Origin of the sequence: Alkalinema sp. FACHB-956, from assembly GCF_014697025.1 — a bacterium.
In the GTDB taxonomy this organism is placed as follows: domain Bacteria; phylum Cyanobacteriota; class Cyanobacteriia; order Leptolyngbyales; family Leptolyngbyaceae; genus Alkalinema.
In genome coordinates, this window is record NZ_JACJRC010000001.1 from 338,479 (window position 1) to 364,321 (window position 25,843).

Consider the following 25,843-nt stretch of genomic DNA (forward strand, 5'->3'; position numbering starts at 1 on the left):
CTCAAACGTTCAAACTGGCTAGCCTAGCATCTGCCTAAGCGAGGGGGGCTTGCTCTCGATCGGCAAGGCGAGATTCGCTAGCATCGCTAAAGAGGGCGTTATACACCCAACCTGCTAGCAAAGCCCCCACAATGGGTGCAACCCAAAACAACCAAACTTGGCTAAACAACTCTGCACCCGCAAAAATCGCGGGGCCAGTACTGCGAGCCGGATTCACAGACGTATTCGTCACCGGAATGCTAATTAAGTGAATCAGGGTTAAGCCCAACCCGATCGCCACAGGAGCCAGTCCTTGGGGGGCACGCCGATCGGTGGAACCCAAAATAATCATCAAGAAGAAGAACGTCATCACAATCTCGGTGATCAGGCAAGCAGCGAGGGAGTAGCCCGCTGGGGAATGGACGCCAAACCCGTTCGTTGCCAGGGGATTGCTGCCAGTCAAGGCAAAATCAGGTCGGCCACTGGCGATCAAAAAGATAACGCCAGCGGACGCCGTTGCACCGAGCACCTGAGCCACGATGTAGGGTAACAGGTCAGAGGCCGGAAAGCGTTTGCCCGCCCACAGTCCAAAGGAAACTGCCGGATTGAGATGGCAGCCGGAAATGTGACCGATCGCGTAGGCCATGGTGAGCACAGATAAACCAAAGGCGATCGCGACCCCCAACGCACCAATTCCCGTGGGTAGGGTGCCAATCACTTTGCCCGCATTATCCGCCAGCGTAGACGAAGTAAAACTCGCAGCCAGTACGGCACTGCCGCACCCGCCAAGAACGAGCCAAAACGTCCCAAAAAATTCTGCGGCACAGCGTTTCATTAATGACATAGGCAAGACTCCATTTTGTTTGAATTAATACTTTGATAATGAGAAGAATCTAAGGAGAACTACTGAGCTCTACGATCGTTGAATCCAGATAACCCCTGGAACTACAATGGCAATTACCGTAGGAATACCATTGTAATTCTGCGTTACATCTATCTATCCAAATCGATTTATTGATCAAATACCTCTATCCTAAGGAAGTTCTAAGCTCCAAGACCGAGTCCCTAAGAACCTACAGGCGAAAGCTGCCGTTTTTCCTGCGAAATCTAAGGAATTTATAAGATTTTGCTGTAAAATGGCGTGACAAAAGGCTCCATGGAAAATGTCACCAGCCCCCAGGGTGTCTACAGGCACGATCGACGGCGGTTGTCGAGCTTGCAGCGTTGGATGTGCCAAATCACACCACACGATCGGCCCTGCCCCTTGGGTTATGGCAATGGTCTGAATGCCAAACTGTCGCAGGTAGGCGAACACGTCCGCCTGGGTCGCGCAACCGGGAGGCTGGAAATTGGCGGAACAAATGGCATACTCTACAAAAGGCAACACGGTGTCAAATCCAGGTTTCCAACTACCGCCGTCGATGACCACAGGAATCCCTAAGCGTTTCGCTTCCTGGGCGATCGCAGCACTCAAGGCCATCTGATGCCCATCGATCAAAACAACATCGGTATCAGCTAACAGCGCTTGTAAGGGTTCCTGGGGAAGACTATCGGCAGGAACCTGAGTTCTTTGGGCATTCAGGGAAATGACCGATCGATCGCCCGTGGCCTGGGTGATCACAATCGACGACACCGGGGGCGACGCCGTCTGCTCCGGAGTTAAATCCATCAAGCGCACCCCACAGCTTTCCAAATCAGCGTGAATCAGCGACGTAATCGGGTGCTGGCCCACCGAACTCAGCAACGTCGCCGCGCCTCCCAGGGCTGCAAAGGCCACCGCCGCATTGGTCGCAGGCCCCCCAGCGGAAATGAGTGATTCGATCGCCACTACTTTCTGATTGGCCTGGGGCGGTGCCTCTGCCAGGTAGATAAAATCCACGGTGGTTAATCCGATAAATAATCCCCGTGCCATTGGTTTTCTCCTCCCAGCAATCTGTCCTCCGATCGCCCATTTTCGCCTATGATTCCTCCATGGAAATTTGTGCAGGCACGTTATATCTCGTCGGAACGCCGATCGGCAACCTGGAGGACATGACCTTTCGGGCCATTCAGGTATTGCAACAGGTGGATTGGATTGCAGCGGAGGACACCCGCCACACGGGTAAGCTGCTCCAGCACTTCCAAATCAAAACCCCACAACTGAGCTACCACGAACACAATCGCACAGCGCGGATCCCGGAGTTGCTCGATCGCTTGCAGCAGGGGAAATCGATCGCCCTCGTCACCGATGCAGGAATGCCCTGTGTCTCGGATCCGGGCTATGAATTGGTGAAAGCCTGTGCCGAGGCGGGATTTCCTGTCGTCCCAATTCCGGGCGTGACGGCAGCGATTACGGCCTTGGCAGCTTCGGGGTTACCTTCCGATCGCTTCGCCTTTGAGGGATTTCTGCCTGCAAAAACGAAGGAGCGCGATCGGGCCTTGGAAGCCTTGCAAACGGAAACCCGCACCTTAATTTTCTACGAAGCGCCCCACCGTTTACGCGATACCCTAGCATCGTTTCAGTTGGCCTTTGGGGACGATCGGGCCATGACGATCGCGCGGGAACTGACGAAGCTCCATGAGGAATTTTGGCGCGGGACGATTGCTGCCGCGATTGAACATTACAAAACCCGCGAACCCCAAGGCGAATATACCTTGATCGTCGCGGGTACTGTTCCGAAAACCGTGGAGCTAACGGAGGCTGTATTGAAAGCAGAGTTGCTGGCGTTATTGCGTCAGGGGATATCCCGATCTCAGGCCAGTCGTCAGTTAGCCCAACAGACTGGAATGGCTCGCCGTCCGTTGTACCAACTAGCGTTGGAATTGCCGGATGAGGACGAGGTAGACTGAATTCACTTGTCATTGCGAAAGATTCGATCCCCCTAAGTCCCCCTTAATAAGGCGGACTTTGAGTGAATTTAGGCTCAGACTAGAGATTTTAAATCTGATTCTTGGACTTTCTTTGATTTTCTCTAGTCCCCCCCTTATTACGGGGGGCTAGGGGGATCGAATTCTCAGGGGTACTAGGAAGAGATCGAGGCGAGATCGAGTCATTCCTAGGCAGATCCTAGGCAATCAAGCCATCTTGTTTAGCCATGTGCAGAATTAAATCCACCACCCGGTTGGAATAGCCCCACTCATTGTCATACCAGGCCACTACTTTAAAGAAATGGTCGTTCAATTGCATTCCCGCCCCCGCATCAAAAATGCTGGAGTGGGAATCGCCTTGGAAATCGGTGGAAACGACTTCTTCATCGGTATAGCCCAAAATGCCCGTTAAACCATTGTGGGAAGCGGCTTCCATCGCATCGCAAATCTCGGTGTAGGTCGTTGCTTTTTCCGTTTTAAACGTGAGGTCAACCACCGAGACATCGGGCGTGGGCACCCGGAAGGCCATACCCGTTAGTTTCCCTTTCAGTTCCGGTAACACTAACGCCACGGCTTTAGCCGCTCCGGTGGAGGCAGGAATGATGTTTTGCGCCGCACCCCGGCCTCCGCGCCAGTCTTTTTTACTGGGGCCATCCACCGTGGGCTGGGTGGCGGTCATGGCGTGCACGGTGGTCATCAAGCCTTCCGCAATGCCAAACTTATCGTTCAACACTTTCGCGATCGGGGCGAGGCAATTGGTGGTGCAACTGGCGTTGGACACGATCGTGTCCACTTGGGGATCAAAGCTGTCGTGGTTGACGCCCATGAGTAAGGTTTTGACACGCTCGGGATCCTTCGTCGGAGCGGAAATGACAACGCGCTTCGCTCCCGCTTGCAGGTGTTTGGACGCCCCCTCGTGGTCAGTAAACAATCCCGTGCATTCCACAACATAATCAACGCCCAATTTATCCCAGGGCAGTTCTGCGGGATTACGAATCGCGGTACAAGCCACTAATTGCCCATTGACGACAATTCCTTCTGGGGTGGATTCGATCGATTGGTGCAGCGTGCCATGGGTGGAATCGTATTTCAATAAATAGGCCAAATTATCGGGCGGAACAAGGTCGTTAATTCCGACGAATTCAATTTCTGGGTGGTCAAATCCAGCCCGCAATACCAAACGTCCAATGCGTCCAAATCCATTGATACCAATCTTAACGGCCATGGGATCTCTCCTGAATGTCAGAATGTGTGAGTGACAAAATGTTCAAAAATTGAGTGGTGTTAACCGCAGTGCTGGTACGCACCTACCTAGAATTCATTCGTCGATCGCGACGTGGTGGATCCCCCCAGCCCCCCTTAATAAAGGGGGAACCGGAAATAGAGAGGGAACTGGAAATTCAAATTAGGAGAATCGCAAATGCGGGTTTGTTCAAAGTCCCCCTTATTTTGTTCAAAGTCCCCCTTAATTAAGGGGGATTTAGGGGGATCGAAACCGCTGCGATCGACGATATTTTTGCTCTACTGAGGACGATATTTTTGCTCGACTAAGACTGTGAGTTGAGATTGTGAGTTGAGATTGTGAGTTACTAGGAAATGTTGAAAAATGAACGATCGAAATCACCGAGCAATTTTGCAAAACAACGATCGAAGCTATGCAAGGGGACAAAGAGAGGGTTGGGAATCATTCAGCATTCACGATACCGCCTCTCTGTCTGGGGATCGGAATTCGTAAGCTTTTCGTTAATTTGTTCCAGGATGGTTGACAGGAGGCGAAAGGCCCCAAGGGGGTGGGATCAGGGCTTATCATGGTTTGGGTAATTGCTCACGTGCACCTAATCTCCATGCCAACCAAACCCTATCAACCCCTTTTACTGCGTCTGCTCCATGGCGTAAATAGTATTTTGGTCATCCTGGCTCTCATCAGCGGCTATTGCGTCTATAACCAGTTTGATGGGCGCTGGGGCAAGCTGGCGATCCCCAGAATTAATGCGATTATCGACATTCACGGCACGATCGGGCTGACGTTTTTCCTTTTTCTACCGCTGTTTGCCCTCTACAGCCTCACCCTAGGCCAACGGCGCTTGGCAGGATACAAGGCCCTAGGCAAGTTAAGTCAGGTGAACAAGCCGATTTGGTGGGTGACGCTGCATCGGCTGACGAATACAGCGATCCTGTTGGCAGCCTGGATGGCCTGGGGGTCGGGTAAGCTGATGGACGAAACCTGGCTACCAATGGGGCAAGTAGATCACAGTGCCTACCTAGCCCATCTGATCAGTTGGTTAGTACTCTTCATTTGCCTTGGCTTGCACCTGTTGATGGGGATCAAAGTTGGGGGAACGCCACTACTGCTGTCCATGGCCTCTATTAAATATCGCCCAGAAGATAGTCCCCAGCTATGGCCGGCCCAAGCTAAGCAATGGTTGGTCGATCGCGGCTGGCTGAAATAGCACTGCTGGCCGAGATGTCACTGCTAGCCGATCCCGTAGCTGCACGATCGGTCACCCCAGGTTCGCCTGGGTTCGCCTGGGTTCGCCTGGATTCGACTGTGCAGAATCGATATTCCCTTGGGGATCGGCTGGTATGCTGGAATCCAGCGTAGGCAAGGGCGATCGGGGATCAACCATTGGCCTTCTCCCCAGAGTCCAGTAGTCTGTGGCAAAAGGATATGTCAAAGTAAAGATGTAGTTTTTGTAAGGTTGCGGAGGAAGACTTTGCCCAGCAAGCTTCGATCGCAATACTGAAGAAATGTGGAAAAACGTTTCTCGCGTTTTTTCCGATCTTTCAATTCCCCTTGCAAACCGCAGTCGCGTGGAACTTGCCCTATGAACAGCCGATTTCTTGAGCGTCTTCACAGCCCTGAGCGTCCCGTCCTTGTCTTTGATGGCGCAATGGGCACCAATATCCAATCCCAAAATCTCACCGCAGAGGATTTTGGGGGCGCGGAGTATGAAGGCTGCAATGAATATTTGGTCGTGACGAAACCGGAGGCGATCGCCAAGGTTCACCGGGATTTCCTTGCGGCGGGCGCAGATGTGATCGAAACCGATAGCTTTGGGTCCAGTCCGCTGGTGCTGGCGGAGTATGATCTGGCTGATCGGGCCTACGAGTTGAGCAAAAAATCCGCTGAATTGGCCCGCCGTTGTGCTGATGAGTTTTCCACACCAGAGAAGCCTCGCTTTGTCGCGGGTTCGATCGGCCCTGGCACCAAACTCCCTACCCTCGGTCACATCACCTACGACGAACTCAAGGCAAGCTTCACCACCCAGGCCGAGGGCTTATACGACGGGGGTGTGGATCTATTCATCGTCGAAACCTGTCAGGACGTGTTGCAGATCAAGGCCGCGTTGAACGCGATCGAATCCGTCTTTGCCAAAAAAGGATCGCGGTTGCCCTTGATGGTGTCCGTGACGATGGAAGTTCAAGGCACGATGTTGGTGGGCACGGATATTTCGGGTGTGCTGGCGATTTTGGAACCCTACCCGATTGATGTCTTGGGGCTGAACTGTGCTACTGGCCCCGATCGCATGGCGGAACATATTAAGTATCTAACGGAAAATGCCCCGTTTGTCGTCTCCTGCATTCCCAACGCGGGGTTGCCGGAAAATATCGGTGGCCATGCCCACTACAAACTGACGCCGCTAGAAATGCGCATGGCGTTGCATAAATTTATCGAAGACTGGGGCGTGCAGGTCATCGGGGGCTGCTGTGGAACCCGACCCAGCCACATCCAAGCCTTGGCCGAGTTGGCCGCTGAAATGACGCCCAAGCCGCGATCGGTGCGCATTTCAGAAAATCCCACCACGCGGGAGCCGTTGCAATATACCCCCTCAGCAGCTTCCATCTATTCCGCCCAACCCTACGAGCAGGACAATTCGTTCCTGATTGTGGGCGAACGCTTGAACGCCAGCGGTTCCAAGAAAGTGCGGGAATTGCTCAACGAAGATGATTGGGATGGCTTGCTCGCGATCGCGAAATCGCAGGTCAAAGAAGGCGCACACGTTTTGGATGTCAACGTAGACTACGTGGGGCGCAACGGTGAGCGAGACATGAAGGAATTGGTTTCGCGATTGGTGACGAATACAACGTTGCCCTTGATGCTCGACTCCACGGAATGGACGAAGATGGAAGCGGGCCTCAAGGTAGCGGGCGGCAAGTGCATTCTGAACTCGACCAACTACGAAGATGGCGACGAGCGCTTCTTCAAGGTGTTGGAACTGGCCAAGGAATACGGGGCCGGGGTCGTCATCGGTTGCATTGACGAAGAGGGCATGGCGCGCACGGCGGAGAAAAAATTCCAAATCGCCCAGCGGGCCTACCGGGATGCGGTGGAGTTTGGCATTCCGCCCCATGAAATTTTCTACGATACCTTAGCCTTACCCATTTCCACCGGGATTGAGGAAGACCGGGAAAATGCCAAAGCCACGATCGAATCCATCCGCATGATTCGGGAAAATCTACCCGGTGTGCATTTCATGCTGGGGGTTTCCAACGTGTCCTTCGGCTTAAGTCCAGCGGCGCGGATTACGTTGAATTCCATGTTCCTCCATGAGGCGATGCAGGTGGGCATGGATGGCGCGATCGTCTCCGCTGCCAAGATTTTGCCATTATCGAAAATCAGCGAGGAACACCAGAAAGTTTGCCGGGATTTGATCTACGACAATCGCGCGTTTGACGGCAATATCTGCACCTATGATCCGTTAACTAAGCTGACGGAAGTCTTTGCCGGGGTCAGTACAAAGGATGCCCGAGCCAGCAGTTCCCTCGCTGATTTACCGATCGACCAACGCCTGAAGCAACACATTATCGACGGTGAGCGGATTGGTTTAGATGACGCTTTGAAGATTGCCCTAGAGGAAGGCCACAAAGCGCTGGATATTATTAATACCTTCCTGCTAGATGGTATGAAAGTGGTGGGGGAATTGTTTGGCTCCGGTCAAATGCAATTGCCCTTTGTGTTGCAGTCAGCGGAAACCATGAAGTCAGCGGTGGCGTTTCTGGAACCCTTTATGGAGAAGGTGGAAGGAGAAACGGACGATCGGGGCAAAGGTAAATTCCTGATTGCGACCGTTAAGGGGGATGTCCATGACATTGGTAAAAACCTCGTGGATATCATCCTGACTAACAACGGTTACAAGGTTGTTAACTTAGGCATTAAACAAACCGTTGACGCGATCGTGGATGCCTACGAACAACACAAACCCGATTGCATTGCCATGAGTGGCTTGTTAGTGAAGTCTACAGCATTCATGAAAGAGAATCTGGAGGTCTTCAATGAGAAGGGTATTACGGTTCCGGTGATTTTGGGAGGGGCAGCCCTGACGCCTAAGTTCGTCTATGGTGATTGTCAGGATGCCTACAACGGGCAAGTGATTTACGGGAAGGATGCCTTTGCCGATTTGACCTTTATGGATCGGCTCATGCCTGCCAAACAGCAGAAGGCTTGGAGCGATACGGAAGGATTCACCGGAGAATTTGCCCAATTTAACCAAAAGGGCAAAAAGGCGATCGAACAGGCGGAACGGGAACTGAACGGGGATGTTGCGCCGAAGTCCGATGAGCCGGAGGTGATTGATACGGTGCGATCGGAGGCGGTGGACATTGAGATTCCACGACCCACGCCACCCTTCTGGGGCACCAAGATTCTCACAGCAGCAGAGTTAAATCTAGAAGAACTCTTCTGGCACATGGATTTGCAAGCGCTGATTGCGGGGCAGTGGCAGTTCCGTAAACCGAAGGAACAGTCCCGTGAGGAGTACGATGCGTTCCTGGCGGAGAAGGTATATCCGGTATTGGAGGAATGGAAAGCGAGACTCCGCAATGAGCAATGGCTAGAACCGACGTTGGTCTATGGCTATTTCCCCTGTGCGGCGGAAGGCAATTCGGTGCATGTGTACGATCCCTTGGTAATTGAGCAGGGCTTAACGCCGCAAACTGCAACTCCGTTCGTGACTTGGCAATTCCCGCGCCAGAAGTCCTTGCGTCGTCTTTGCATTGCTGATTTCCTTCGCCCGATCGAACAAAATACGTTTGATGTGTTGCCGATGCAGGCGGTGACGATGGGGGAAATTGCGACGGAGAAGGCGCAGGAACTCTACAAGGGCAATAGCTACACCGATTATCTCTATTTCCACGGGATGGCGGTGCAGTTGGCGGAAGCGCTGGCGGAGTGGAGTCACGCGCGGATTCGTCGGGAGTTGGGCTATGGCGAGTTGGAGCCGGATAATATTCGCGATATGTTGGCGCAACGCTATCAGGGTTCGCGCTATAGCTTTGGGTATCCCGCTTGTCCGAACGTGATGGATCAGGTGCCGCAGTTGCAGTTGTTGGCGTGCGATCGGATTGGGATGCACATTGATGAGAGTGAGCAGTTGTATCCGGAGCAATCCACGACAGCGTTTGTAGTGTATCACCCCGTCGCGAAGTACTTTAGTGCGTAGGAACGAGTTCGCGTGATGGATTTCCCTGGGGCGATGGCCATGAGGCATTACCCCAGGGCTAGTTCTTTGTGCCAAAATGTAGGGAGTAGAACCTAATGCCCCGTAAGGACTTGTTCCATGACTTAGTTAAACAGGCTTTAAGCCAATCGGGTTGGGTGATTACAGATGATCCGCTTTATCTAAGCATCGGTGATGTGAACATCCAGATTGATTTGGCAGCAGAGCCGTTAATTGCCGCAGAAAAGGAAGGACAAAAAATCGCAATCGAAGTGAAGAGCTTTGTGAATACTTCCAAAATCACGGCATTCTATGCTGCACTAGGTCAGTACTTGACTTACAAAGTTGCTTTGAAGTTGGAGGAACCCGATCGTTCGCTTTACTTAGCAATTCCCATAGCAACCTACGAATCATTATTTCAAGAGGTTCTAATTCAAGCAACGCTGCGTGACTATCCAATCAAGCTGATTGTGTATGATAAGTTAACCCAGGAGATTGAGCTATGGAGAGACTAGAATACTACCGTCAATGCCTTCAACAATTCCTGGCAAATTATGCCAATTATGGTGCGAAACGCGAAGGCTTGGAAACGCAGGTGATTGTTGATACAACTCATGATCATTATCTTTTATTGAGGACGGGTTGGGAGAAGAATAAACGCATTCACACTTGCATTTTTCATTTTGATATTAAAGATGGCAAGATTTGGGTTCAGGAAAATAATACGGATATTGAGATCGATCGAGATCTAGAAGAGATGGGAATTTCCAAGCAAGAGTTGGTGATTGGATTTCATCATCCTTCGATGCGGGAATGTTCGGATTATGCGATCGCGTGATGATGCTAATAGAAGTCAGTGCGATCGGATTAGCCCGCCTATTGATGAGAGTGAGCAGTTGTATCGATCGCGATCAACAACAGTTGTGTGGTTTATCACCCCGTCGCGAAGTACTTTAGTGCGTAGCGTCTAGAATGGAATCGATCGGTATCTCTTGGGATTCTGCCGATCGATTCCCCAAGTTCGCTTTGGATTGAGACCGGTCTTGAAAGTAATGCGGAGCGATCACCTATGGTTCTTGCGACAGACAAAACTGCCATCAACAACGAATCCTATACGGCTGAACAATACCTTGAGTTGGAGGTTTCAGCCGAAACTCGTAGCGAATATTGGAATGGAGAAATTGTGCCCATGTCTGGTGGAACCCCGACACACAATAAAATCAGCAGTAACATGAATGGACTCCTGTGGTTAGGGTTGAAGGGGAAGCCTTACGATCTTTTTATTGCGGATCAACGTCTTGCGATTCCCGATCGCAACATTTATGCCTATCCCGACATCATGATCTTACCGCGTCCGATCGAGCTTCAAGCCGGACGAAAAGATACGGTAATAAATCCAATTTTGATTGCTGAAGTATTGTCTGATTCGACTGAGGCGTACGATCGAAATAAAAAGTTTTCTGCGTATCGGACGATTTCTACATTTCAAGAGTATGTATTAATTGACCAATATCAGCCCCATGTTGAACATTACGTTAAACAGGGTTCCCATCAGTGGCTTTTCACAGAATACGATGGTTTGGATCAGCAAATTATGCTGACTTCGATCTCGGTTGAAATTAGTTTGGTAGATTTATATGAGAATGTTGTCTTTGAATGAGAGTCTTGTCTTTGGTTCAGGTATAAAGGTTTTAATGTGACTGCTTGGATTGGTATGCCCATATGAAGCCTTTCCCCGATCGTGAGGTCAATAATAATTCGTAAGTCCCCCAACATTTTGCTCTCACCCATTTTGGGTTTTCGGGGTATGGTGTCTGTAGAGTTTGTCCACTTATTACTTAGCATTTCCAAAATAGACACTAACTAAATTAACAAGTACATAAATCGCTGTCAGTAGAGGACACCACATATAGCGGTTGGATAACCGAACCTTTTAGTCATGATTTATTGACCGCCTTGATAACAAGCAATCCTCAAAGCTAAAAGCTTCATCATCCAGAAAATTCACGATCGCCATTTCGATCACAGCCTCCATCGGGCATTCCAACTCCTCAGCCTTTTCCGCCAAAGCTACCTTCACATAATCGGGCAAATGTTCCAGCAAAGTCGCGATCGCCTCTGCTGAGAGATGCTGAGTAGTAAGCGAACGTAATCCCGTACATCATCCGGATTATAACGATCGAGCTAGCCCCACAAGGTCGTGATCAGGATTCCCTTGTGGGCATTCATCCCACACATCTTCTACGTTCCATTCTGCTCTCACCTTTATTGTGTCATCTCATATCACTGCACCTGCCTGAGCGTAGGAATGAGACAAAGCATTGGTAGTGCCCTGACGTAAAGGATAGAGAAAAATAACCTTAAGCTGAAAGGTCTTTTCTACAAGGCTTTCGGCGAAGTCTGATTATTCTTCATCCTTTAAGAAATAGGACTACCAAAGCATTGAATGCATCTGAACCCTACTCTGTGCCCGACTAAAAGGTGTGCTCGACTACTCGGTTTCTACCCGATAGCCCAATTCTGCCAAACGAGTCCGTGACTGTCGCCACTTCGGTTGCACTTTGACAAACAATTGCAAATCGATTTTGCCTTCGATTAACTTTTGCATTTGCTGACGGGCTTCCGTTCCGATCGTCTTTAGCATTGCGCCTTTTTTGCCGATAATAATTCCCTTTTGCGAATCCCGTTCCACATGAATCGTGGCAAACACACGGGTGATTTTTTCCTCTTCCGACACCTTCTCGATCGCGATCGCCACGGAATGTGGCACCTCCTCACGGGTCAGGTGCAAAATTTGTTCCCGGATTAATTCCCCCATAATGAACCGTTCCGGCTGATCGGTAATCAGATCCGGCGGGTAATAGTAGGGGCCTTCTTCCAGATTCGCAATCAGTTGCGTCTGGAGCGAATCCAACCCCGCACCCGTCAGCGCCGAAAACTTAGCCGTATGCCAGCCTCGGGTGGCTGCGAGTTCCAAATAGCCCCGATCGTAGGCTTGGTCAGACTCCGCTTGCTGATCCGCCTTATTCAAGCCCAGAATCACCGGAACATCCGTTTGGTTGAGCAAATCCGCAATAAACCGATCGCCCCCGCCCAATTCCGTGGAGGCATCTACCACAAACACCAACAGATCTACCGCATGGATCGCCATCTGGGCATTTTTCACCAACACTTCCCCCAACTTGTGGTGGGGTTTGTGAATTCCTGGCGTATCAACGAAAATAATTTGGGCCTCCGGTGTGGTCAGGATCCCCTTGAGGCGGTTGCGCGTCGTTTGGGCTGTGGGCGAAGTAATCGCAATCTTCTGCCCCACCAAAGCGTTCATCAACGTGGACTTGCCCACATTGGGACGACCAATGATCCCGACAAATCCCGATCGAAAGTCTGGAGGCGCGATCGGAACGCCGCCTAATCCTAGAGATAGGTCATCAAACGCTGGCAAATCTGCATTCATTCGGTGATTTCAGTGGCAATCAATGCGCCGCAACTCAAAAATTGTAGTGTATTTGGGGTATGAGTATAGTGGCTTATGGGTATTAAACGCATTGGCATCTTAACCAGTGGTGGCGACTGCGCCGGTCTGAATGCCGTGATTCGGGCCGTGGTCTATCGCGCGATCGGCACCTACGATTGGGAAGTGGTGGGCATCTGCCGCGCCACCCAAGGCTTGATGTGCAGTCCGCCCGACGTGATGGAGTTAACGATCGAACAGGTCGATCGCTGGCTCACCGGGGGCGGCACCTTTCTCGGCACCACCAATCAAGGCAATCCCTTTGCCTATCCCATGCAAGACGGATCCGTGATTGATCGTTCCGATGAAATTATCGAAAATTACCGATCGCTGAATCTAGACGCACTGATTGGCATTGGGGGGGACGGCAGCATTGCGATTTTGCGCAAATTGATGCAACTGGGCAACATCCCCTTCGTGGCCATTCCCAAAACCATTGACAACGATGTGGACGTCACTGAGCGATCGATCGGCTTTGACACGGCTGTCAACATTGCTACCGAAGCCCTCGATCGGCTGCAATTTACCGCTGCCAGCCACTCCCGCGTCATGATTTTGGAAGTGATGGGTCGGGATGCAGGACACATTGCCATCAGCGCCGGAATCGCTGGGGGAGCCGATGTTATCCTGATCCCAGAAATTCCCTATTCGATCAGCAAAGTCTGCGACAAAATCCGGGAGCGGCAAGCGAAGGGCAAAAACTATTCCCTCATCATTGTGTCCGAAGCGGTGCGCACTGAAACTGGGGACACCATCAGTTCCACCAACGCCCTCGGCCAATGCCGCTACGGGGGAATTGGACAATACCTGGCCGATCGTATCTCCGCCTGTAGTGGGGCCGAAACGCGGGTTACCGTTCTGGGCCATGTGCAGCGGGGGGGCACCCCTTCGCCGTTGGATCGCTTGCTAGCTTCGGCCTTTGGGGTAGCAGCCGTGGACTTGCTGGCTGAGGGCAAATTCGATCGCATGGTGGCATGGCAACAACGATCGGTGATTGATGTGCCGATCATGGATGGGATCGCCCACTACCACGCCGTCGATCCGGTCAGTACGTTGGTGAAAACCGCGAAGGGACTTGGGATTTATCTAGGGGAATAGCACTAAGCCCCAACACTAAGACATGGCGAGGGATTTGGGTTTGGCGAAAATCATGCGACCTGCGGAGGTTTGCAGCGCACTGGTCACCACCACTTCCAACTCCCCGCCCACATAGCTGCGGCCATCTTCCACGACCACCATTGTGCCGTCGTCCAGGTAACCGATCCCCTGGGCAGGTTCTTTGCCTTCCTTGAGGATTTTTAAATCCAAACTGTCGCCGGGGAGGTAACTGGGGCGAATCGCCTGGGAGAGATCGTTCAAGTTCAGCACCGCCACCTGCTGCACCCGCGCGACTTTGTTCAAGTTGTAGTCCGTTGTCACCAAGGCTCCGTTAATGTCCATCGCCAGCCGCACTAATTTTGCATCCACTGTGGGAATATCCTCGTAGTCCGCTGGGTGAATCACGACCCGATCGGGATATTTCGATCGCATCTGGTTCAGAATATCCAAGCCCCGCCGTCCCCGTGCCCGTTTCTGGTCATTCGACGCATCGGCCACCTGTTGCAGCTCTTGCAGGACAAAGTGGGGCACCAACAACTGCCCTTCCAAAAAGCCCGTCGCCAAAATTTCAGCAATCCGCCCATCAATGATGCTGCTGGTATCCAAGACCTTGGCCGATGCCGGTTTCAGCGTCCCTTCGGCCAGCAAGACCGATTCCACACTGCTGGGATTGATCAACCGCAGCAGCGATCGACCGTGGGTATCGGCCAAGGACATGCCGGACACCGAGAAGAGAATGCTCCCTAGAATGGCCGTCAGCGGCTTAATAAAGGCAAACTCCGGCGGAATCGGCAACAGAAAGATGGGAGCCAGCATCAGGTTGGCCACCAGCAAGCCCAGAACCAACCCCACCGATCGGGCCAGCAACACATGGGCGGGCATGTCCTTAATTTGCTTTTCCAGTCGTCGGTAGCTGGTTTGCACCAACAGCCCAAACACCGTGCCAATCAGCGCCCCAAATCCGCTGACCACAAACCGCAACCCTTCCGGATTGGTGACTTGATCCTGAAGGTTGATCGGCAGGGCTTCGATCCCATGGAAACCGATCCCTGCGCCTGCTAGGATGAGAGCCAAGATGATAATTGCATCAAGCATAGGTCTAGGTCTGATAGGTCTCGTCTGGCGGGTGGTGAGCTAGACCCATCAGATGAAGGATCAAATGAAGGGTCGAAGGAGTTTAGGAAAGGCGAAAACCCCTGATTTGGGCGTATTTAGGCAACATTATATCTTGGGAGTTTATCGGGTTTATGGAATTGTAATGTTGGGTGAGTGTAGATAACCCAACCAAATGTTACAAATGTAGAGCTTCGTTAAAAATTAATAACGATCGTGTTGCATAACGACGCAATTACCGCTGCCTATTTACACATCCCCTTTTGTCGGCGGCGCTGTTACTACTGTGATTTTCCCATTTCTGTGGTGGGCGATCGCAAAACGGGGCACAACTCTGGCATGATTCAGGAGTATGTGGACAAGCTATGTGGGGAAATCCGTGGCACTACACAGCGATCGACGCAGCCTTGCCAAACCCAGCCTTACCAAACCCAGCCTTTCCCCACTCAGTTGCAAACCATCTTCTTCGGGGGGGGAACACCATCGTTGTTAACACCGCAACAACTCGATCGGCTGCTGACGACGCTGAATCAAACCTTTGGCATTGCACCGGGGGCCGAAATCTCGATCGAAATTGACCCCGGCACCTTCGATCGGGCCCAACTCCAAGGCTATCGATCGGCGGGGATTACGCGGGTCAGTCTGGGGTCCCAAGCCTTTCAACCGGAATTGCTGCAAGTCTGTGGCCGCACCCATCAGGTGGAAGATATTTACCATTCCGCAGAATTAATTCACGAGGTCGGCATCACCAACTATAGTCTGGACTTGATTTCCGGGTTGCCTAGCCAGACGGTGCAACAGTGGCAAGCGTCGTTAGAGGCCGCGATCGACCTGCGACCCACCCACATTTCCACCTATGACCTCACCTTGGAACCGGGGACGGTGTTTGGTAAGCGCTACCAACCGGGCGATCGGCCCCTGCCCACGGACGAAACCACCGCAGACATGTATCGCCTTGCCTCGCGCACGTTGCAAGCAGCGGGTTATGAGCATTACGAAATTTCCAACTATGCCCAGCCCGGTTATGCCTGTCGCCATAATTTGACCTACTGGGAAAATCGATCGTTCTATGGCTTTGGCATGGGCGCAACCAGTTACGTCAACGGCCAGCGTTTTGCCCGACCGCGCACGCGGGAGGCGTATTATCAATGGCTGGAAAATCCTGAAATCCCCTCAGAATTGCTAGCAAGTGAAATTGATCACACCTCCGATCGTCTCGTGGAAACGCTCATGGTTGGCTTACGATTAGCAAAAGGGGTGGCGATCGAAAACCTGCGACAACAGTTTGGCAACTCAGCGATCGAACAGGTTTGGCAATGCTTGAAACGTTACCAAGCTCCTGGCTGGGTGGAGGCTTGGGATGCTACGGGAAAACGGTTGCCCCCCGATGTATCCTGGGAGGAGATCGATCGAATGAGCCTGTCGGAACCGGAGGGCTTTCTGTTTTCCAATGTTGTGCTGGTTAGCTTGTTTGAAGCCTTTGGGACTTGATAGAAGGGTGATGAATTCAAGTCAACGACCCGATCTCTAAACGTTGACCTGGTAGCCCAGATTTAATTCATCTCCGGGTACACCGCGTACGCCCCAGTGTTCCTTGGGAATTTCGTAGAGGATGATTTCAATGTCATTGACAGCCATTTCTAATTCTTGACTTAACCGTTTATACAATAAGCGGATTAGTGTTTTCTTGGTTTCCACTGTGCGTCCAGCAAAGAAGCTAATTTCAATCACAATGTATTGCGGCGATCGATCGGCGGGGTAAATAAAATCCTCAGGTTCCATGGGAAAAAAGCGCTGAAACCGTTTTTCGATCGGATAGGCGAATGCTTCAACAATACAAGCGTGAATGATGTCAGAAAGGCGCGATCGATTTTGACGAAGGAACTCCGCTTGGCCGTGAATTTTTGTTTGTGGCATAGAAAGTAAAAGAGGCAGTGAAATTTCCTCAATTATTTCACTCCAGCCGCCGATTTTCACGGGAAAGTTCCTTCGGTCATCTCAGTCGATTGTCCAAGAAGTGAGATCTAGAAATGATCGAATCACGGGAGACGATCGCTGCTGTTGTCTAAACCCTGACTGGCGATCGCTAATTGTGATCGCGTTCCATCATGCTGATGTATTTCCAATCGGAGCCGAGGACGGGAATGGGAGGACTCCAGCGAATGCGTTCGCAAAACCGCAGCACTTGCAGTTGGTTGATGGTGGATTGAATTTCTTCGCGGGTGCCGAGAAGGTAGAACTGGAGCGGTCTGCGGGTGTCGTCGATCGGGCGATCGTGGTCGCTCATGCCAATGAACATGGGATTTCTCCTGATTGTTAAGACGGGAAGAAACCCCAAAAATTAAAGCCACCCTTTTGCGCAGGACAAGTAGGGTGGCCCGATCGAATGTTACAATCCGTGTCAGACCGCCGAGCTGGTCGCTTCAGCTTGGGGGTTTAGCTGCCCTCCGTTGGGTCCAAGCAACGTGGGGTAGCGCCTTAATTTTCGGGAAACAAGCTGATTCCATCGGGGTGTTGAAACACGGTTGTACTCAGCTATGAGAAACAAGCCTACGGACAAACTCAGGTTCTGTCAACCGTATTCCGAAATTTTGTCATCCTGTTGCAATCCTGTGATATTCAGCAACATTTCTCCATTTCAGAAAAGCAGCATGGTTGAAAATTCGATCGGGCTATTCGTCTGCCACATTCTGAGAAACCACAATTACTGTCTAATCCTGATTGTTTAACCAATTGGTAAGGTCATCGATCGATTCAAAATCCAGCAACGCTTCACCGAGGGATTCAAGGTGTTCGATCGATAGCACGTTGATGCGATCGAGTATGAGATCGTCGATGGAGCCAACTTTACGGCTAAGTAAGCGTAGGATCAGCGATCGTTCCCGTTCCAGCGATCGTTGGGCTTCTTCCTGACGGCCTTCAATCTTGCCCCGATCGTAGCCAATTCGTTCCACGCTGGTAATGTAAGGCACTTTGCGCTCCTCCTCGTAGGCTTGCAACTCTTGCCAAAACTTATGCTCTAACGCTTTGGGTAACCCCAAAATCCAATCGATGAAGTTGAACAGATTCAGCACATCTGTTTTATTATAGCCAGACTCATGCAGAGACCGGATCAGCCGCAGCTTCCAGTCCTTCCGACTCAGCTTATCCCGCCGGGTTTCCTGCATCTTTAAATGGGCCATCACCACCCAGGCAAAGGGATTTTGGCTGCGCTCCAACTCCGCCCACCGATCGCGGTAATCCAACAACTTCACCGTACTGAACTCAAAATTTAGCGTTGTTCCGGGTTGCGTTACGTTGTAGTGCGACGGTCGCCAATGCGGTTTTCCATCGCACAGAATTGCAATACTCGTGGCATGGTGTTCAAAATAATCGAAAATTCGAAACGAATAGGTGTAAATCCGCTTGGCAAAGCCTTTTTCAGGCACAGCTTGAATCTCAACGTGAATCAATAGGTAAATATCTGGCCCCTGGTTGCGGTGCAGTTTGACCAATTGATCGGCGTACCGCTTGCCCATGACGGCGGTGGGTGCCAGTTTCAACAATTCCTTGTCCAGAAATTCGATCGGCTTTGTCCAATCGACAACCTGCGCAATCTCCGGGAAAAAGAAGTCTAGCGCCTCCCGAAAATACAGCCGCAGCACCTTTTTCCACGGTGAATCTTGTTCATCTGGTTGGAGTGTTTCGTTGCCCATTACCGATCACTTGACCTAGAGAGTAGTGCGATCGTATCACAAGCACGCTACCCCCACTGTAACGACTCAATTCGATCGCGGGTGTTCAGGATTAATAAATTGCCATCATCAGTTGCTTGCGGTACTGATGGGTTAACGGATTATCATTCCCCAACAAATCAAACAGCGACAGCATTGCACGCCGCGCAGCATCATTGCGATATAACCGATCACGCTGCACGATCGCCAAAAAGCCCTGCAACGCTGCTTCATAATCCTGATCCAAAGCCGCCTGCGCTGCCGTTTGATACATCCCATCCAACTCACTCAGCACTTCCAGTTGCGTAATTTGCTGAAACTGAATCAACGACTGCAACCCCCGCGCCCGTGCCGCATATTCCTTCTCGTACTGCGGAATAATGCCCAACAATGTCTCCGCCTTTTCGTGATTTCCTGCTTCTAGATAAAAATTGGCCGCTTCCAAAATCAACCCATAGTCATTGGGATATTTCTCCAGCAAAGCCTGTAACTTAGCCGTCGATTCCGCCACCTGTCCCTGGGCCGCCTCCGCATACAGCGCCTCCAGTTCCGCATTCAGCTGCGATCGTAAACTCAGTTGTTCCAGCAATTGCCGAATTTGGTGCTCCGGCAACACCCCCACAAATCCGGGCTTCACCGCACCCTCCGTCACAATCCGCACATCCGGCACCCCGGACACCCCATAGGTATTGGCCAAATCCGGATTTTCGTCAATGTCCACCTTGGCTAGGACAAAATCATACTCCTGCACCATCGTTTCCAAGATGGGCTTCAGCATTTGGCAAGGCCCACACCAAGTTGCATAGAAATCAACTAATACTGGCTTTTCGTAGGATTTTTCTAAAACTTCCGTAGCAAACGATTGTTGATTAACCGCCAAAGAGGTTCCCATAGGACAGCGTTAAAGTTACAGGTTCTTCTCAAAATCAAGCCCCGATCGGCTCATTCCATCATTCTCTCTTGTCTCGGATTCAACAGGACGGTAAAGTTCACAGTTAGCGACTTGCTATAGAGACCCCCATCGATCTACCCATTCAGCATGACTGCCGACCTTCCCCACCCCGACGCCAACGCTGAGCGTACCGCATCTACGCCTGTTTCCCCCTCGGAGGCCCCCCCTTTTGCCCCCAAAGACCCAGTGAACGACCCAGCATCCAGTGCCCCAGCCTCACCGGAGTCACCTGCGGCCAGTGCTCCGATTCCAGATTCTCCCACCCCTTCTACCCCTCCTACCCCCAGCCCCGATAACCCAAGTCCAGAGTCGGTATCCAGCAATTCATCCCATAGCGATTTACCCCATAGCGATTTACCCCATAGCGATTTACCCAACTCCGACATTCCCGACGCCGATGATCCACCCACGGATGTGACCCAGGTGCCTGCGGGCGTAATGGCGCAAAGCGATCCCCAAGCCCCGATCGACCCCAATGCCCAAATTCGCATCAAAACAGAACAGGGTAAACTCTGGGCCATCCTACCGCCGGAACCCACGGACAAAGAGAAAACCCTAGGCTACTCCTGGACGGAACTGATCCAGCAACTTCAACAACGCTTGAATGGCGATGCCCGATCGTGGGCACCGGGCAGTAATGTACGAGTCATGGCCCGCGATCGGCTATTAAACAGCACTCAATTGCAGGAACTCGCGGAAGTGCTGACCAAGGCCCAACTGCGGCTGAAGCGCGTCTACACCACCCGTCGCCAAACCGCCGTTGCCGCTGCCACCGCAGGCTATTCCGTCGAACAAACCATTCCCCGTCTGCAAGTCACCAAACCCGCCAATGGCGAAAATACGCCCCCCCTCGCAGAACCACTCTACTTAGAAATGACCCTGCGATCGGGCGTCGAAATTCGTCATAACGGCTCCGTCGTGGTCATGGGTGACCTGAATCCTGGCAGTTCGATCGTGGCAGAGGGCGATATCTTGATCTGGGGACGGCTGCGGGGGGTTGTCCATGCCGGATCAGCGGGCAATGCCAGCGCGATCGTCATGGCGCTCAAAATGGAACCCGCCCAAATTCGCATCGCCGATTTCGTAGCCCGTGGCCCGTCGAACCCACCCAACCAAATTTTTCCGGAAGTCGCCTATGTCACCGCGCAAGGAAAAATTAGTATCGCCAGCGCGGCGGATTTCTCCCGGCCTATCCTGAAGTAAATCGAAAAGGGAGTGTTATAGTCTATAAGCATTTGAAGCACTGGGTTTCAACGCAATGGGTCGCGTAATCGTTGTTACGTCTGGAAAAGGTGGGGTTGGCAAAACCACCACAACCGCTAATTTAGGCATGGCCTTGGCGCAGCGCAATCGCAAGGTTGCGGTCATTGATGCGGACTTTGGTCTGCGCAATTTGGATTTGCTCCTGGGGCTGGAAAACCGGGTTGTCTATACCGCTGTGGATGTGTTGGCGGGGCAATGTCGGCTAGAGCAGGCGTTGGTGAAAGACAAGCGGCGAGGCAATTTAGTCCTGTTACCTGCCGCGCAAAACCGCACCAAGGATTCCGTCAATCCCGCCCAGATGCGGCAGCTCATCGCAGCGATCGCGCGGGTCTATGACTTTGTCTTGATCGATTCTCCGGCGGGGATTGAAATGGGCTTCCAAAATGCGATCGCCGCTGCTCAGGAAGCGCTGATTGTGACGACGCCAGAAATTGCAGCTGTACGGGACGCCGATCGGGTCATTGGTTTGTTAGAAGCGAATAACATTAAGCGCACCAGTCTGATTATCAACCGGATTCGGCCCAAGATGGTGGAAGTCAATGACATGATGTCCGTGGAGGATGTGCAAGAAATTCTCGCGGTGCCCTTGATTGGCGTGGTGCCCGACGATGAGAAGGTAATTGTTTCCACGAACAAAGGCGAACCGCTCGTTTTGTCTGGCAATCCCACCTTGGCAGGCACCGCGTTTGAAAATATTGCCCGTCGGATCGAAGGGGAAAAAGTACCCTTTTTGGATCTCAATGTCAAAGATGGCCTGCTTGCCAAGCTGAAAAATTTCTTCACGAAACCGATCGGCTAAGCTTCCAGGTATTTCTCGCCCCAGGTATTTCTCGCCCCCAGGTATTTCCCAACCCCCAGCCATTCCCTAAACTATTTATCTACCGTTTAGTCCCCCACTCGCCGTTGCATCATGATCCTCGAACTTCTCGAACGGATGTTTCCAAAATTCAACGATCACACGAGTCGCCAGGAGGTGAAAAATCGCCTTAAGCTGGTTCTGGCTCACGATCGATCGGATTTGACACCGCAGATGATCGAGGCGATGCGACAGGAAATCTTGGCCGTTGTCTCGAAGTACGTCGATCTGGATGCGGATTCGATGGATTTTGCGCTAGAAAATAATAATCGGGTGACGGCCTTGGTGGCGAATTTGCCGATTCGGCGCATTAAACCAGAGTTTTATACCGTAAAAGAGAATGAAGGGGAAATTGCAGATTTACCAGAATTAGCGCTGGATGAAGCAGAAGTCGGCGATCCCAAGTTAGTGATTGAAAATTCGATCATGACGCCAGAAATTGCGACTGCAAGTGCTTCAGAAAGCCCCGAAAGTCTATCCGAAAATCCACCTGCGCCTGAAGGGGCACCTCTAATTGAACTAGGAGAAACCTCTCAAGAGTCTCCACGGGAGCTATAAAGGCTCAAATCAGCGGCGATAGAAACCTTGAACTCAGCATCAGTGGCGACAACAATTAACGGCAGCGTTCGATCGCGGCGATCGAACGCTGAATCGCATCCACTAACTGATCAATATCCGAAACGCTATGGGTTGCCATCACGGTCATGCGAATGCGGCTGGTGGGAACCGTGGGCGGACGAATGGCCGGAGCAAAAATGCCATTCGTCTGAAGCGCTTGCCCCATCTGCATCGCCGTGGCCACATCGGCTAGCCCCAAACAGACGATCGGCGAGTCCGAGGGCAGTAACCTGAACGTTTCATTCTGGTGACTAAGCCGTTCTAACTGCGTTTTTAAATAAGCGACATTGGCCCAGAGGCGATCGCGGCGATCGGGTTCCGTTTTCACGATTTCCAACGCGGCCAAGGCCGCTGCCGTATCCGCTGCTGTCAAGCCCGTGGTGTAAATCCAACTGGGAGCACGGTTACGCAGAAAATCCACCAACTTTGCCGACCCCGCCACATAGCCCCCCAAACTACCCAGCGCCTTACTCAGCGTGCCCATCTGAATCAGCGATCGGCCCGTGCAACCAAAATGCTCCACACAGCCCGCACCGGATTGGCCCATCACCCCGGTGCCGTGGGCCTCATCCACCAGCACCATACAGCTAAATTCCTCCGCCAAATCCAGCAGTTCCGGCAACGGAGCCAAATCCCCATCCATACTGAAGACACTATCCGTCAGGATTAAGCAGCGGGGAAAATTGGCCCGTTCCGCCACCAGCCGCGATCGCACCTCGGCCAAATCCCCATGGCGGTACTCCAACAACCGCGCCCCACTCACCAGCGCCCCACTGCGCAGACTGGAGTGATTGTACTGATCGGACAGAATCAAATCCCGCTGGCCCATCAGCGCCGCGATCGTGCCCAAATTAGCGGCATAGCCGGAGCTAAAGACGATCGCATCTTCCGTTTGTTTCAACGCCGCGATCGCCCGTTCCAACTGTCGATGCAAGTCCCGATGGCCGGTAATTAAGCGCGAACCCGTTGTCCCTGTGCCATAGGCTTGCGTGGCCGCCACCGCTGCGGCAATCAAGCGATCGTCCCCCGCTAATCCCAGGTAATCATTACTAGCAAAGTTGAGCAATGCCTGCCCATCGACGCAAATTCGCGTGCCCGGTTTTCCCGTCACCGTTTTGGTCGATCGATACCAACCCGCCTTGTGCAACGTTTCCAAGGATCGATCGAGCCAAGCATAGGGATCGGAATGCATAGAAAATCCAAAATTAGCAACGCAGAATGAAATACAAAATGCAGTCAAAAAGGAAGTGCAAAATCAAAGATTGAAAGAGTATAGATCAATGCATCATTGAAATTCAATTGATAATACTGGCAGCGATCGAAGCGCAATGACTCATTCAATTCTTCACAAAAAGGCTCAATGGTCTGACCTGTCTCTACTTAAGATTAGGTTGCAAGTAGCTTAATCCTAGTTTAAAAACGATGGGACTCACAATACCTATGATAGGCTGGACTCAAATTAATAACTCTGGCTAATCAGTAACTTTATTCATTGAAACGTTACAAATCGCAATATTTGGCGCGGAAGCAGTCATAATAGATCCTGTAAGTATTACGCCTGATCCACCGAGCAGTTAGGGAGGTTGACCGATGGTCTCATCGATAAGTCGCACGAACCAAACGTCCAGTCCTAAAAAGCGTCTAACCCTTCAGCATTCAGACATCGCGCTGGATACAACGGTTATTCGATCGTTGGATTGGGATCGCGATCGCTTCGACATTGAGTTTGCGCTACAGAACGGCACCACCTATAACTCCTTCCTCATCCGGGGGGAAAAGACAGCACTGATCGACACCTCCCACGAAAAATTTCGCGATCTCTACCTCAATACCTTAACCAGCCTGATTGATCCCAAGGAGATCGATTACCTCATCGTCAGTCACACCGAGCCGGATCACAGCGGGCTGGTGAAAGACATTCTGCAACTGAATCCCGACATCACCGTCGTTGCGGCCAAAGTTGCCCTGCAATTCCTCGATGACCTCGTGCACCAACCCTACAACAAGCGCATGGTCAAGAGTGGCGAAAAGCTGGATCTGGGGAAAGGCCACGTTCTCGAATTCATCTCCGCGCCCAACCTGCACTGGCCGGACACCATCTTTACCTACGACCCCGCCACGCAGCACCTATTTACCTGTGATGCCTTTGGTATGCACTACTGCGACGATTACACCTACGACGAAGATTTGGAACTGATCGAAGCCGATTTTCGCATCTATTACGAATGCCTCATGGCTCCCAATGCCAAATCGGTGCTCTCTGCGATTAAACGCATGGGCGATCTGCCGGGAGTCACCACGATCGCGACAGGCCACGGGCCATTGATTCAACATAACCTGACCGAACTGGTGGGCCGCTACCAAACCTGGAGCAGCGAAAAAGCCAAGGCTGCCAAAAACGTGGTGGTGTTCTACGTGTCGGGTTATGGCGATGCCGATCAACTGTCCGGCTACCTGGCCAACGGGGTGCTAAAAACCGATGTCTTGGTGGAGTCGATCGACCTCAGCACCGCAGAATTAACCGATGTTCGCTACGCTGTGGAAATCGCCAACGGCATTATTATTCTGATGCCGCCCCAATCCGGTGAGATGAGCGAAACCACGGCCACAGCCATCAGCACCATTCTCGCCACGGCCAACAGCAAGCAAGCCTACGGATTGTGCGAGTCCGGTGGCGGCATTGACGAACCTGTGCACACCCTGCGCGCCCGCTTGCAGGAAGCCGGTCTGACCGAAGCTTTCCCGCCGATCAAACTTGACAACGGCACGGGCAAGGCAGTCTACCAACTTTGCGAAGAATCCGGTACCGACATCGGCCAATGGCTGACCCGCGATCGGGCGGTGAAGCAGATGAAGGCACTGAATCACGACTTGGATAAAGCCCTGGGTCGCTTGAGCGGTGGACTGTATATCATCACAGCCCAGAAAGGCGACGTGAAAAGTGCGATGTTGGCCTCTTGGGTGTCGCAGGCTAGCTTTAAGCCCTTGGGTTTAACGATCGCGGTGGCCAAGGATCGGGCGATCGAGTCGTTAATGCGGGTGGGCGATAAGTTTGTCCTCAACGTTTTGGAAGAAGGCAACTATCAGTTATTGATGAAGCATTTCCTTAAGCGCTTTGCACCGGGGGCCGATCGCTTCGAAGGCGTCAATACCCAACCGGCCCAAAACGGCTCGCCCATCCTGACGGATGCTTTGGCTTATTTGGAATGCGAAGTGCAAACCCGCATGGAATGCAGTGATCACTGGTTAGTCTATGCCACGGTGGATGTGGGTCGGGTTTCCAATCTCGATTCCCTCACCGCCGTTCATCACCGCAAAGTCGGCAACCACTACTAAGTACGCAATTGATTGATTAGTGTGATTGATTAGTGCTATAAGACCCGATTCCCCTAGCCCCCGCACTACGTGCCGCTGCGCTAGAAAAAGGGGGAAATTCAGCCAAATTCTTTCAAAGTC

22 protein-coding genes are annotated in these 25,843 nt (G+C 51.9%); 12 read left to right on the forward strand and 10 right to left on the reverse strand.

Annotation, left to right across the window (positions count from 1 at the left end):
* Window positions 1-34: 34 nt before the first annotated feature.
* Window positions 35-823: an aquaporin Z gene (gene aqpZ, locus H6G21_RS01380; protein WP_190569713.1), complete on the reverse strand. Its 789-nt coding sequence runs from the start codon at window positions 821-823 to the stop codon at window positions 35-37.
* Window positions 824-1,012: 189 nt separating this feature from the next.
* Window positions 1,013-1,891 carry a PfkB family carbohydrate kinase gene (locus tag H6G21_RS01385; protein WP_190569715.1) on the reverse strand — a complete coding sequence of 293 codons (879 nt, stop codon included), beginning with the start codon at window positions 1,889-1,891 and terminating at the stop codon, window positions 1,013-1,015.
* A 59-nt stretch (window positions 1,892-1,950) separates the two neighbouring features.
* Between H6G21_RS01385 and rsmI the strand changes: the two genes are divergently transcribed.
* A complete protein-coding gene (rsmI, locus tag H6G21_RS01390) occupies window positions 1,951-2,808 on the forward strand; it encodes a 16S rRNA (cytidine(1402)-2'-O)-methyltransferase (RefSeq protein ID WP_190570451.1) in 858 nt (285 codons plus the stop codon).
* 217 nt (window positions 2,809-3,025) lie between these two features.
* Here rsmI and gap read toward each other — a convergent pair whose 3' ends face one another.
* Window positions 3,026-4,051: a type I glyceraldehyde-3-phosphate dehydrogenase gene (gap, locus tag H6G21_RS01395; protein WP_190569717.1), complete on the reverse strand. Its 1,026-nt coding sequence runs from the start codon at window positions 4,049-4,051 to the stop codon at window positions 3,026-3,028.
* A 619-nt stretch (window positions 4,052-4,670) separates the two neighbouring features.
* Between gap and H6G21_RS01400 the strand changes: the two genes are divergently transcribed.
* From H6G21_RS01400 to H6G21_RS01420, 5 genes are all read left to right on the forward strand, one after another.
* On the forward strand, window positions 4,671-5,276 hold the full coding sequence (locus H6G21_RS01400) for a cytochrome b/b6 domain-containing protein (RefSeq protein ID WP_190569719.1): 606 nt from the start codon (window positions 4,671-4,673) through the stop codon (window positions 5,274-5,276).
* Window positions 5,277-5,651: 375 nt separating this feature from the next.
* Window positions 5,652-9,266, forward strand: coding sequence for a methionine synthase (metH, locus tag H6G21_RS01405; RefSeq protein ID WP_190569721.1), 3,615 nt, complete (start codon window positions 5,652-5,654; stop codon window positions 9,264-9,266).
* Window positions 9,267-9,361: 95 nt separating this feature from the next.
* On the forward strand, window positions 9,362-9,778 hold the full coding sequence (locus H6G21_RS01410) for a XisH family protein (protein WP_190569723.1): 417 nt from the start codon (window positions 9,362-9,364) through the stop codon (window positions 9,776-9,778).
* Window positions 9,766-10,101 carry a XisI protein gene (locus H6G21_RS01415; RefSeq protein WP_190569725.1) on the forward strand — a complete coding sequence of 112 codons (336 nt, stop codon included), beginning with the start codon at window positions 9,766-9,768 and terminating at the stop codon, window positions 10,099-10,101. The genes H6G21_RS01410 and H6G21_RS01415 overlap by 13 nt, the downstream gene beginning before the upstream one ends.
* Window positions 10,102-10,332: 231 nt before the next feature.
* Entirely contained in the window at window positions 10,333-10,923 is a 591-nt protein-coding gene (locus H6G21_RS01420) for a Uma2 family endonuclease (RefSeq protein WP_190569727.1), read from the forward strand.
* A gap of 831 nt (window positions 10,924-11,754) precedes the next feature.
* Here H6G21_RS01420 and era read toward each other — a convergent pair.
* Window positions 11,755-12,717 carry a GTPase Era gene (gene era / locus H6G21_RS01425; RefSeq protein WP_190569729.1) on the reverse strand — a complete coding sequence of 321 codons (963 nt, stop codon included), beginning with the start codon at window positions 12,715-12,717 and terminating at the stop codon, window positions 11,755-11,757.
* 75 nt (window positions 12,718-12,792) lie between these two features.
* Here era and H6G21_RS01430 point away from each other — a divergent pair, with 75 nt between their 5' ends.
* Complete coding sequence (locus H6G21_RS01430) at window positions 12,793-13,872, forward strand: ATP-dependent 6-phosphofructokinase (RefSeq protein WP_190569731.1); 1,080 nt, start codon at window positions 12,793-12,795, stop codon at window positions 13,870-13,872.
* Window positions 13,873-13,887: 15 nt separating this feature from the next.
* On the opposite strand, the gene H6G21_RS01435 is transcribed toward H6G21_RS01430, so the two are convergent.
* Window positions 13,888-14,967 (reverse strand): PIN/TRAM domain-containing protein, encoded by a 1,080-nt coding sequence (locus H6G21_RS01435; RefSeq protein ID WP_190569732.1) that lies wholly within the window; start codon window positions 14,965-14,967, stop codon window positions 13,888-13,890.
* A gap of 234 nt (window positions 14,968-15,201) precedes the next feature.
* Here H6G21_RS01435 and hemW point away from each other — a divergent pair, with 234 nt between their 5' ends.
* Entirely contained in the window at window positions 15,202-16,476 is a 1,275-nt protein-coding gene (gene hemW / locus H6G21_RS01440; RefSeq protein WP_347277958.1) for a radical SAM family heme chaperone HemW, read from the forward strand.
* Between the two features lie 36 nt (window positions 16,477-16,512).
* Here hemW and H6G21_RS01445 read toward each other — a convergent pair whose 3' ends face one another.
* The 4 genes from H6G21_RS01445 to H6G21_RS01460 form a co-directional block, all read right to left on the reverse strand.
* Window positions 16,513-16,902, reverse strand: a complete 390-nt coding sequence (locus H6G21_RS01445; RefSeq protein ID WP_190569734.1) for a tautomerase family protein — start codon at window positions 16,900-16,902, stop codon at window positions 16,513-16,515.
* Window positions 16,903-17,071: 169 nt separating this feature from the next.
* On the reverse strand, window positions 17,072-17,284 hold the full coding sequence (locus tag H6G21_RS01450; protein WP_190569735.1) for a hypothetical protein: 213 nt from the start codon (window positions 17,282-17,284) through the stop codon (window positions 17,072-17,074).
* A gap of 412 nt (window positions 17,285-17,696) precedes the next feature.
* Window positions 17,697-18,680 carry a DUF4351 domain-containing protein gene (locus tag H6G21_RS01455; protein WP_190569737.1) on the reverse strand — a complete coding sequence of 328 codons (984 nt, stop codon included), beginning with the start codon at window positions 18,678-18,680 and terminating at the stop codon, window positions 17,697-17,699.
* Between the two features lie 91 nt (window positions 18,681-18,771).
* On the reverse strand, window positions 18,772-19,590 hold the full coding sequence (locus H6G21_RS01460; RefSeq protein ID WP_190569739.1) for a tetratricopeptide repeat protein: 819 nt from the start codon (window positions 19,588-19,590) through the stop codon (window positions 18,772-18,774).
* A 147-nt stretch (window positions 19,591-19,737) separates the two neighbouring features.
* Between H6G21_RS01460 and minC the strand changes: the two genes are divergently transcribed.
* From minC to minE, 3 genes are all read left to right on the forward strand, one after another.
* Window positions 19,738-20,853, forward strand: coding sequence for a septum site-determining protein MinC (gene minC / locus H6G21_RS01465; protein ID WP_190569741.1), 1,116 nt, complete (start codon window positions 19,738-19,740; stop codon window positions 20,851-20,853).
* Between the two features lie 55 nt (window positions 20,854-20,908).
* The gene (gene minD, locus H6G21_RS01470; protein ID WP_190569743.1) at window positions 20,909-21,712 is read left to right on the forward strand and encodes a septum site-determining protein MinD; all 804 of its coding nucleotides are present in this window, start codon (window positions 20,909-20,911) and stop codon (window positions 21,710-21,712) included.
* Window positions 21,713-21,823: 111 nt separating this feature from the next.
* Window positions 21,824-22,327 carry a cell division topological specificity factor MinE gene (minE, locus tag H6G21_RS01475; RefSeq protein WP_190569744.1) on the forward strand — a complete coding sequence of 168 codons (504 nt, stop codon included), beginning with the start codon at window positions 21,824-21,826 and terminating at the stop codon, window positions 22,325-22,327.
* Window positions 22,328-22,382: 55 nt separating this feature from the next.
* On the opposite strand, the gene bioF is transcribed toward minE, so the two are convergent.
* Entirely contained in the window at window positions 22,383-23,579 is a 1,197-nt protein-coding gene (gene bioF / locus H6G21_RS01480) for an 8-amino-7-oxononanoate synthase (RefSeq protein ID WP_190569746.1), read from the reverse strand.
* Window positions 23,580-23,977: 398 nt separating this feature from the next.
* Here bioF and H6G21_RS01485 point away from each other — a divergent pair, with 398 nt between their 5' ends.
* Window positions 23,978-25,723 (forward strand): diflavin flavoprotein, encoded by a 1,746-nt coding sequence (locus tag H6G21_RS01485; RefSeq protein WP_190569748.1) that lies wholly within the window; start codon window positions 23,978-23,980, stop codon window positions 25,721-25,723.
* Window positions 25,724-25,843: the final 120 nt, after the last annotated feature.

Bases quoted from the DNA above. Each gene is read 5' to 3' on its own strand.
- aqpZ (WP_190569713.1), bottom strand. From the start codon at position 823: ATGTCATTAATGAAACGCTGTGCCGCAGAATTTTTTGGGACGTTTTGG.
- minC (WP_190569741.1), top strand. From the start codon at position 19,738: ATGACTGCCGACCTTCCCCACCCCGACGCCAACGCTGAGCGTACCGCA.
- minD (WP_190569743.1), top strand. From the start codon at position 20,909: ATGGGTCGCGTAATCGTTGTTACGTCTGGAAAAGGTGGGGTTGGCAAA.
- H6G21_RS01420 (WP_190569727.1), top strand. From the start codon at position 10,333: ATGGTTCTTGCGACAGACAAAACTGCCATCAACAACGAATCCTATACG.
- H6G21_RS01450 (WP_190569735.1), bottom strand. From the start codon at position 17,284: ATGTTCATTGGCATGAGCGACCACGATCGCCCGATCGACGACACCCGC.
- era (WP_190569729.1), bottom strand. From the start codon at position 12,717: ATGAATGCAGATTTGCCAGCGTTTGATGACCTATCTCTAGGATTAGGC.
- H6G21_RS01415 (WP_190569725.1), top strand. From the start codon at position 9,766: ATGGAGAGACTAGAATACTACCGTCAATGCCTTCAACAATTCCTGGCA.
- H6G21_RS01385 (WP_190569715.1), bottom strand. From the start codon at position 1,891: ATGGCACGGGGATTATTTATCGGATTAACCACCGTGGATTTTATCTAC.
- rsmI (WP_190570451.1), top strand. From the start codon at position 1,951: ATGGAAATTTGTGCAGGCACGTTATATCTCGTCGGAACGCCGATCGGC.
- H6G21_RS01435 (WP_190569732.1), bottom strand. From the start codon at position 14,967: ATGCTTGATGCAATTATCATCTTGGCTCTCATCCTAGCAGGCGCAGGG.
- H6G21_RS01400 (WP_190569719.1), top strand. From the start codon at position 4,671: ATGCCAACCAAACCCTATCAACCCCTTTTACTGCGTCTGCTCCATGGC.
- metH (WP_190569721.1), top strand. From the start codon at position 5,652: ATGAACAGCCGATTTCTTGAGCGTCTTCACAGCCCTGAGCGTCCCGTC.
- H6G21_RS01410 (WP_190569723.1), top strand. From the start codon at position 9,362: ATGCCCCGTAAGGACTTGTTCCATGACTTAGTTAAACAGGCTTTAAGC.
- bioF (WP_190569746.1), bottom strand. From the start codon at position 23,579: ATGCATTCCGATCCCTATGCTTGGCTCGATCGATCCTTGGAAACGTTG.
- H6G21_RS01430 (WP_190569731.1), top strand. From the start codon at position 12,793: ATGGGTATTAAACGCATTGGCATCTTAACCAGTGGTGGCGACTGCGCC.
- minE (WP_190569744.1), top strand. From the start codon at position 21,824: ATGATCCTCGAACTTCTCGAACGGATGTTTCCAAAATTCAACGATCAC.
- H6G21_RS01445 (WP_190569734.1), bottom strand. From the start codon at position 16,902: ATGCCACAAACAAAAATTCACGGCCAAGCGGAGTTCCTTCGTCAAAAT.
- gap (WP_190569717.1), bottom strand. From the start codon at position 4,051: ATGGCCGTTAAGATTGGTATCAATGGATTTGGACGCATTGGACGTTTG.
- H6G21_RS01460 (WP_190569739.1), bottom strand. From the start codon at position 19,590: ATGGGAACCTCTTTGGCGGTTAATCAACAATCGTTTGCTACGGAAGTT.
- H6G21_RS01455 (WP_190569737.1), bottom strand. From the start codon at position 18,680: ATGGGCAACGAAACACTCCAACCAGATGAACAAGATTCACCGTGGAAA.
- H6G21_RS01485 (WP_190569748.1), top strand. From the start codon at position 23,978: ATGGTCTCATCGATAAGTCGCACGAACCAAACGTCCAGTCCTAAAAAG.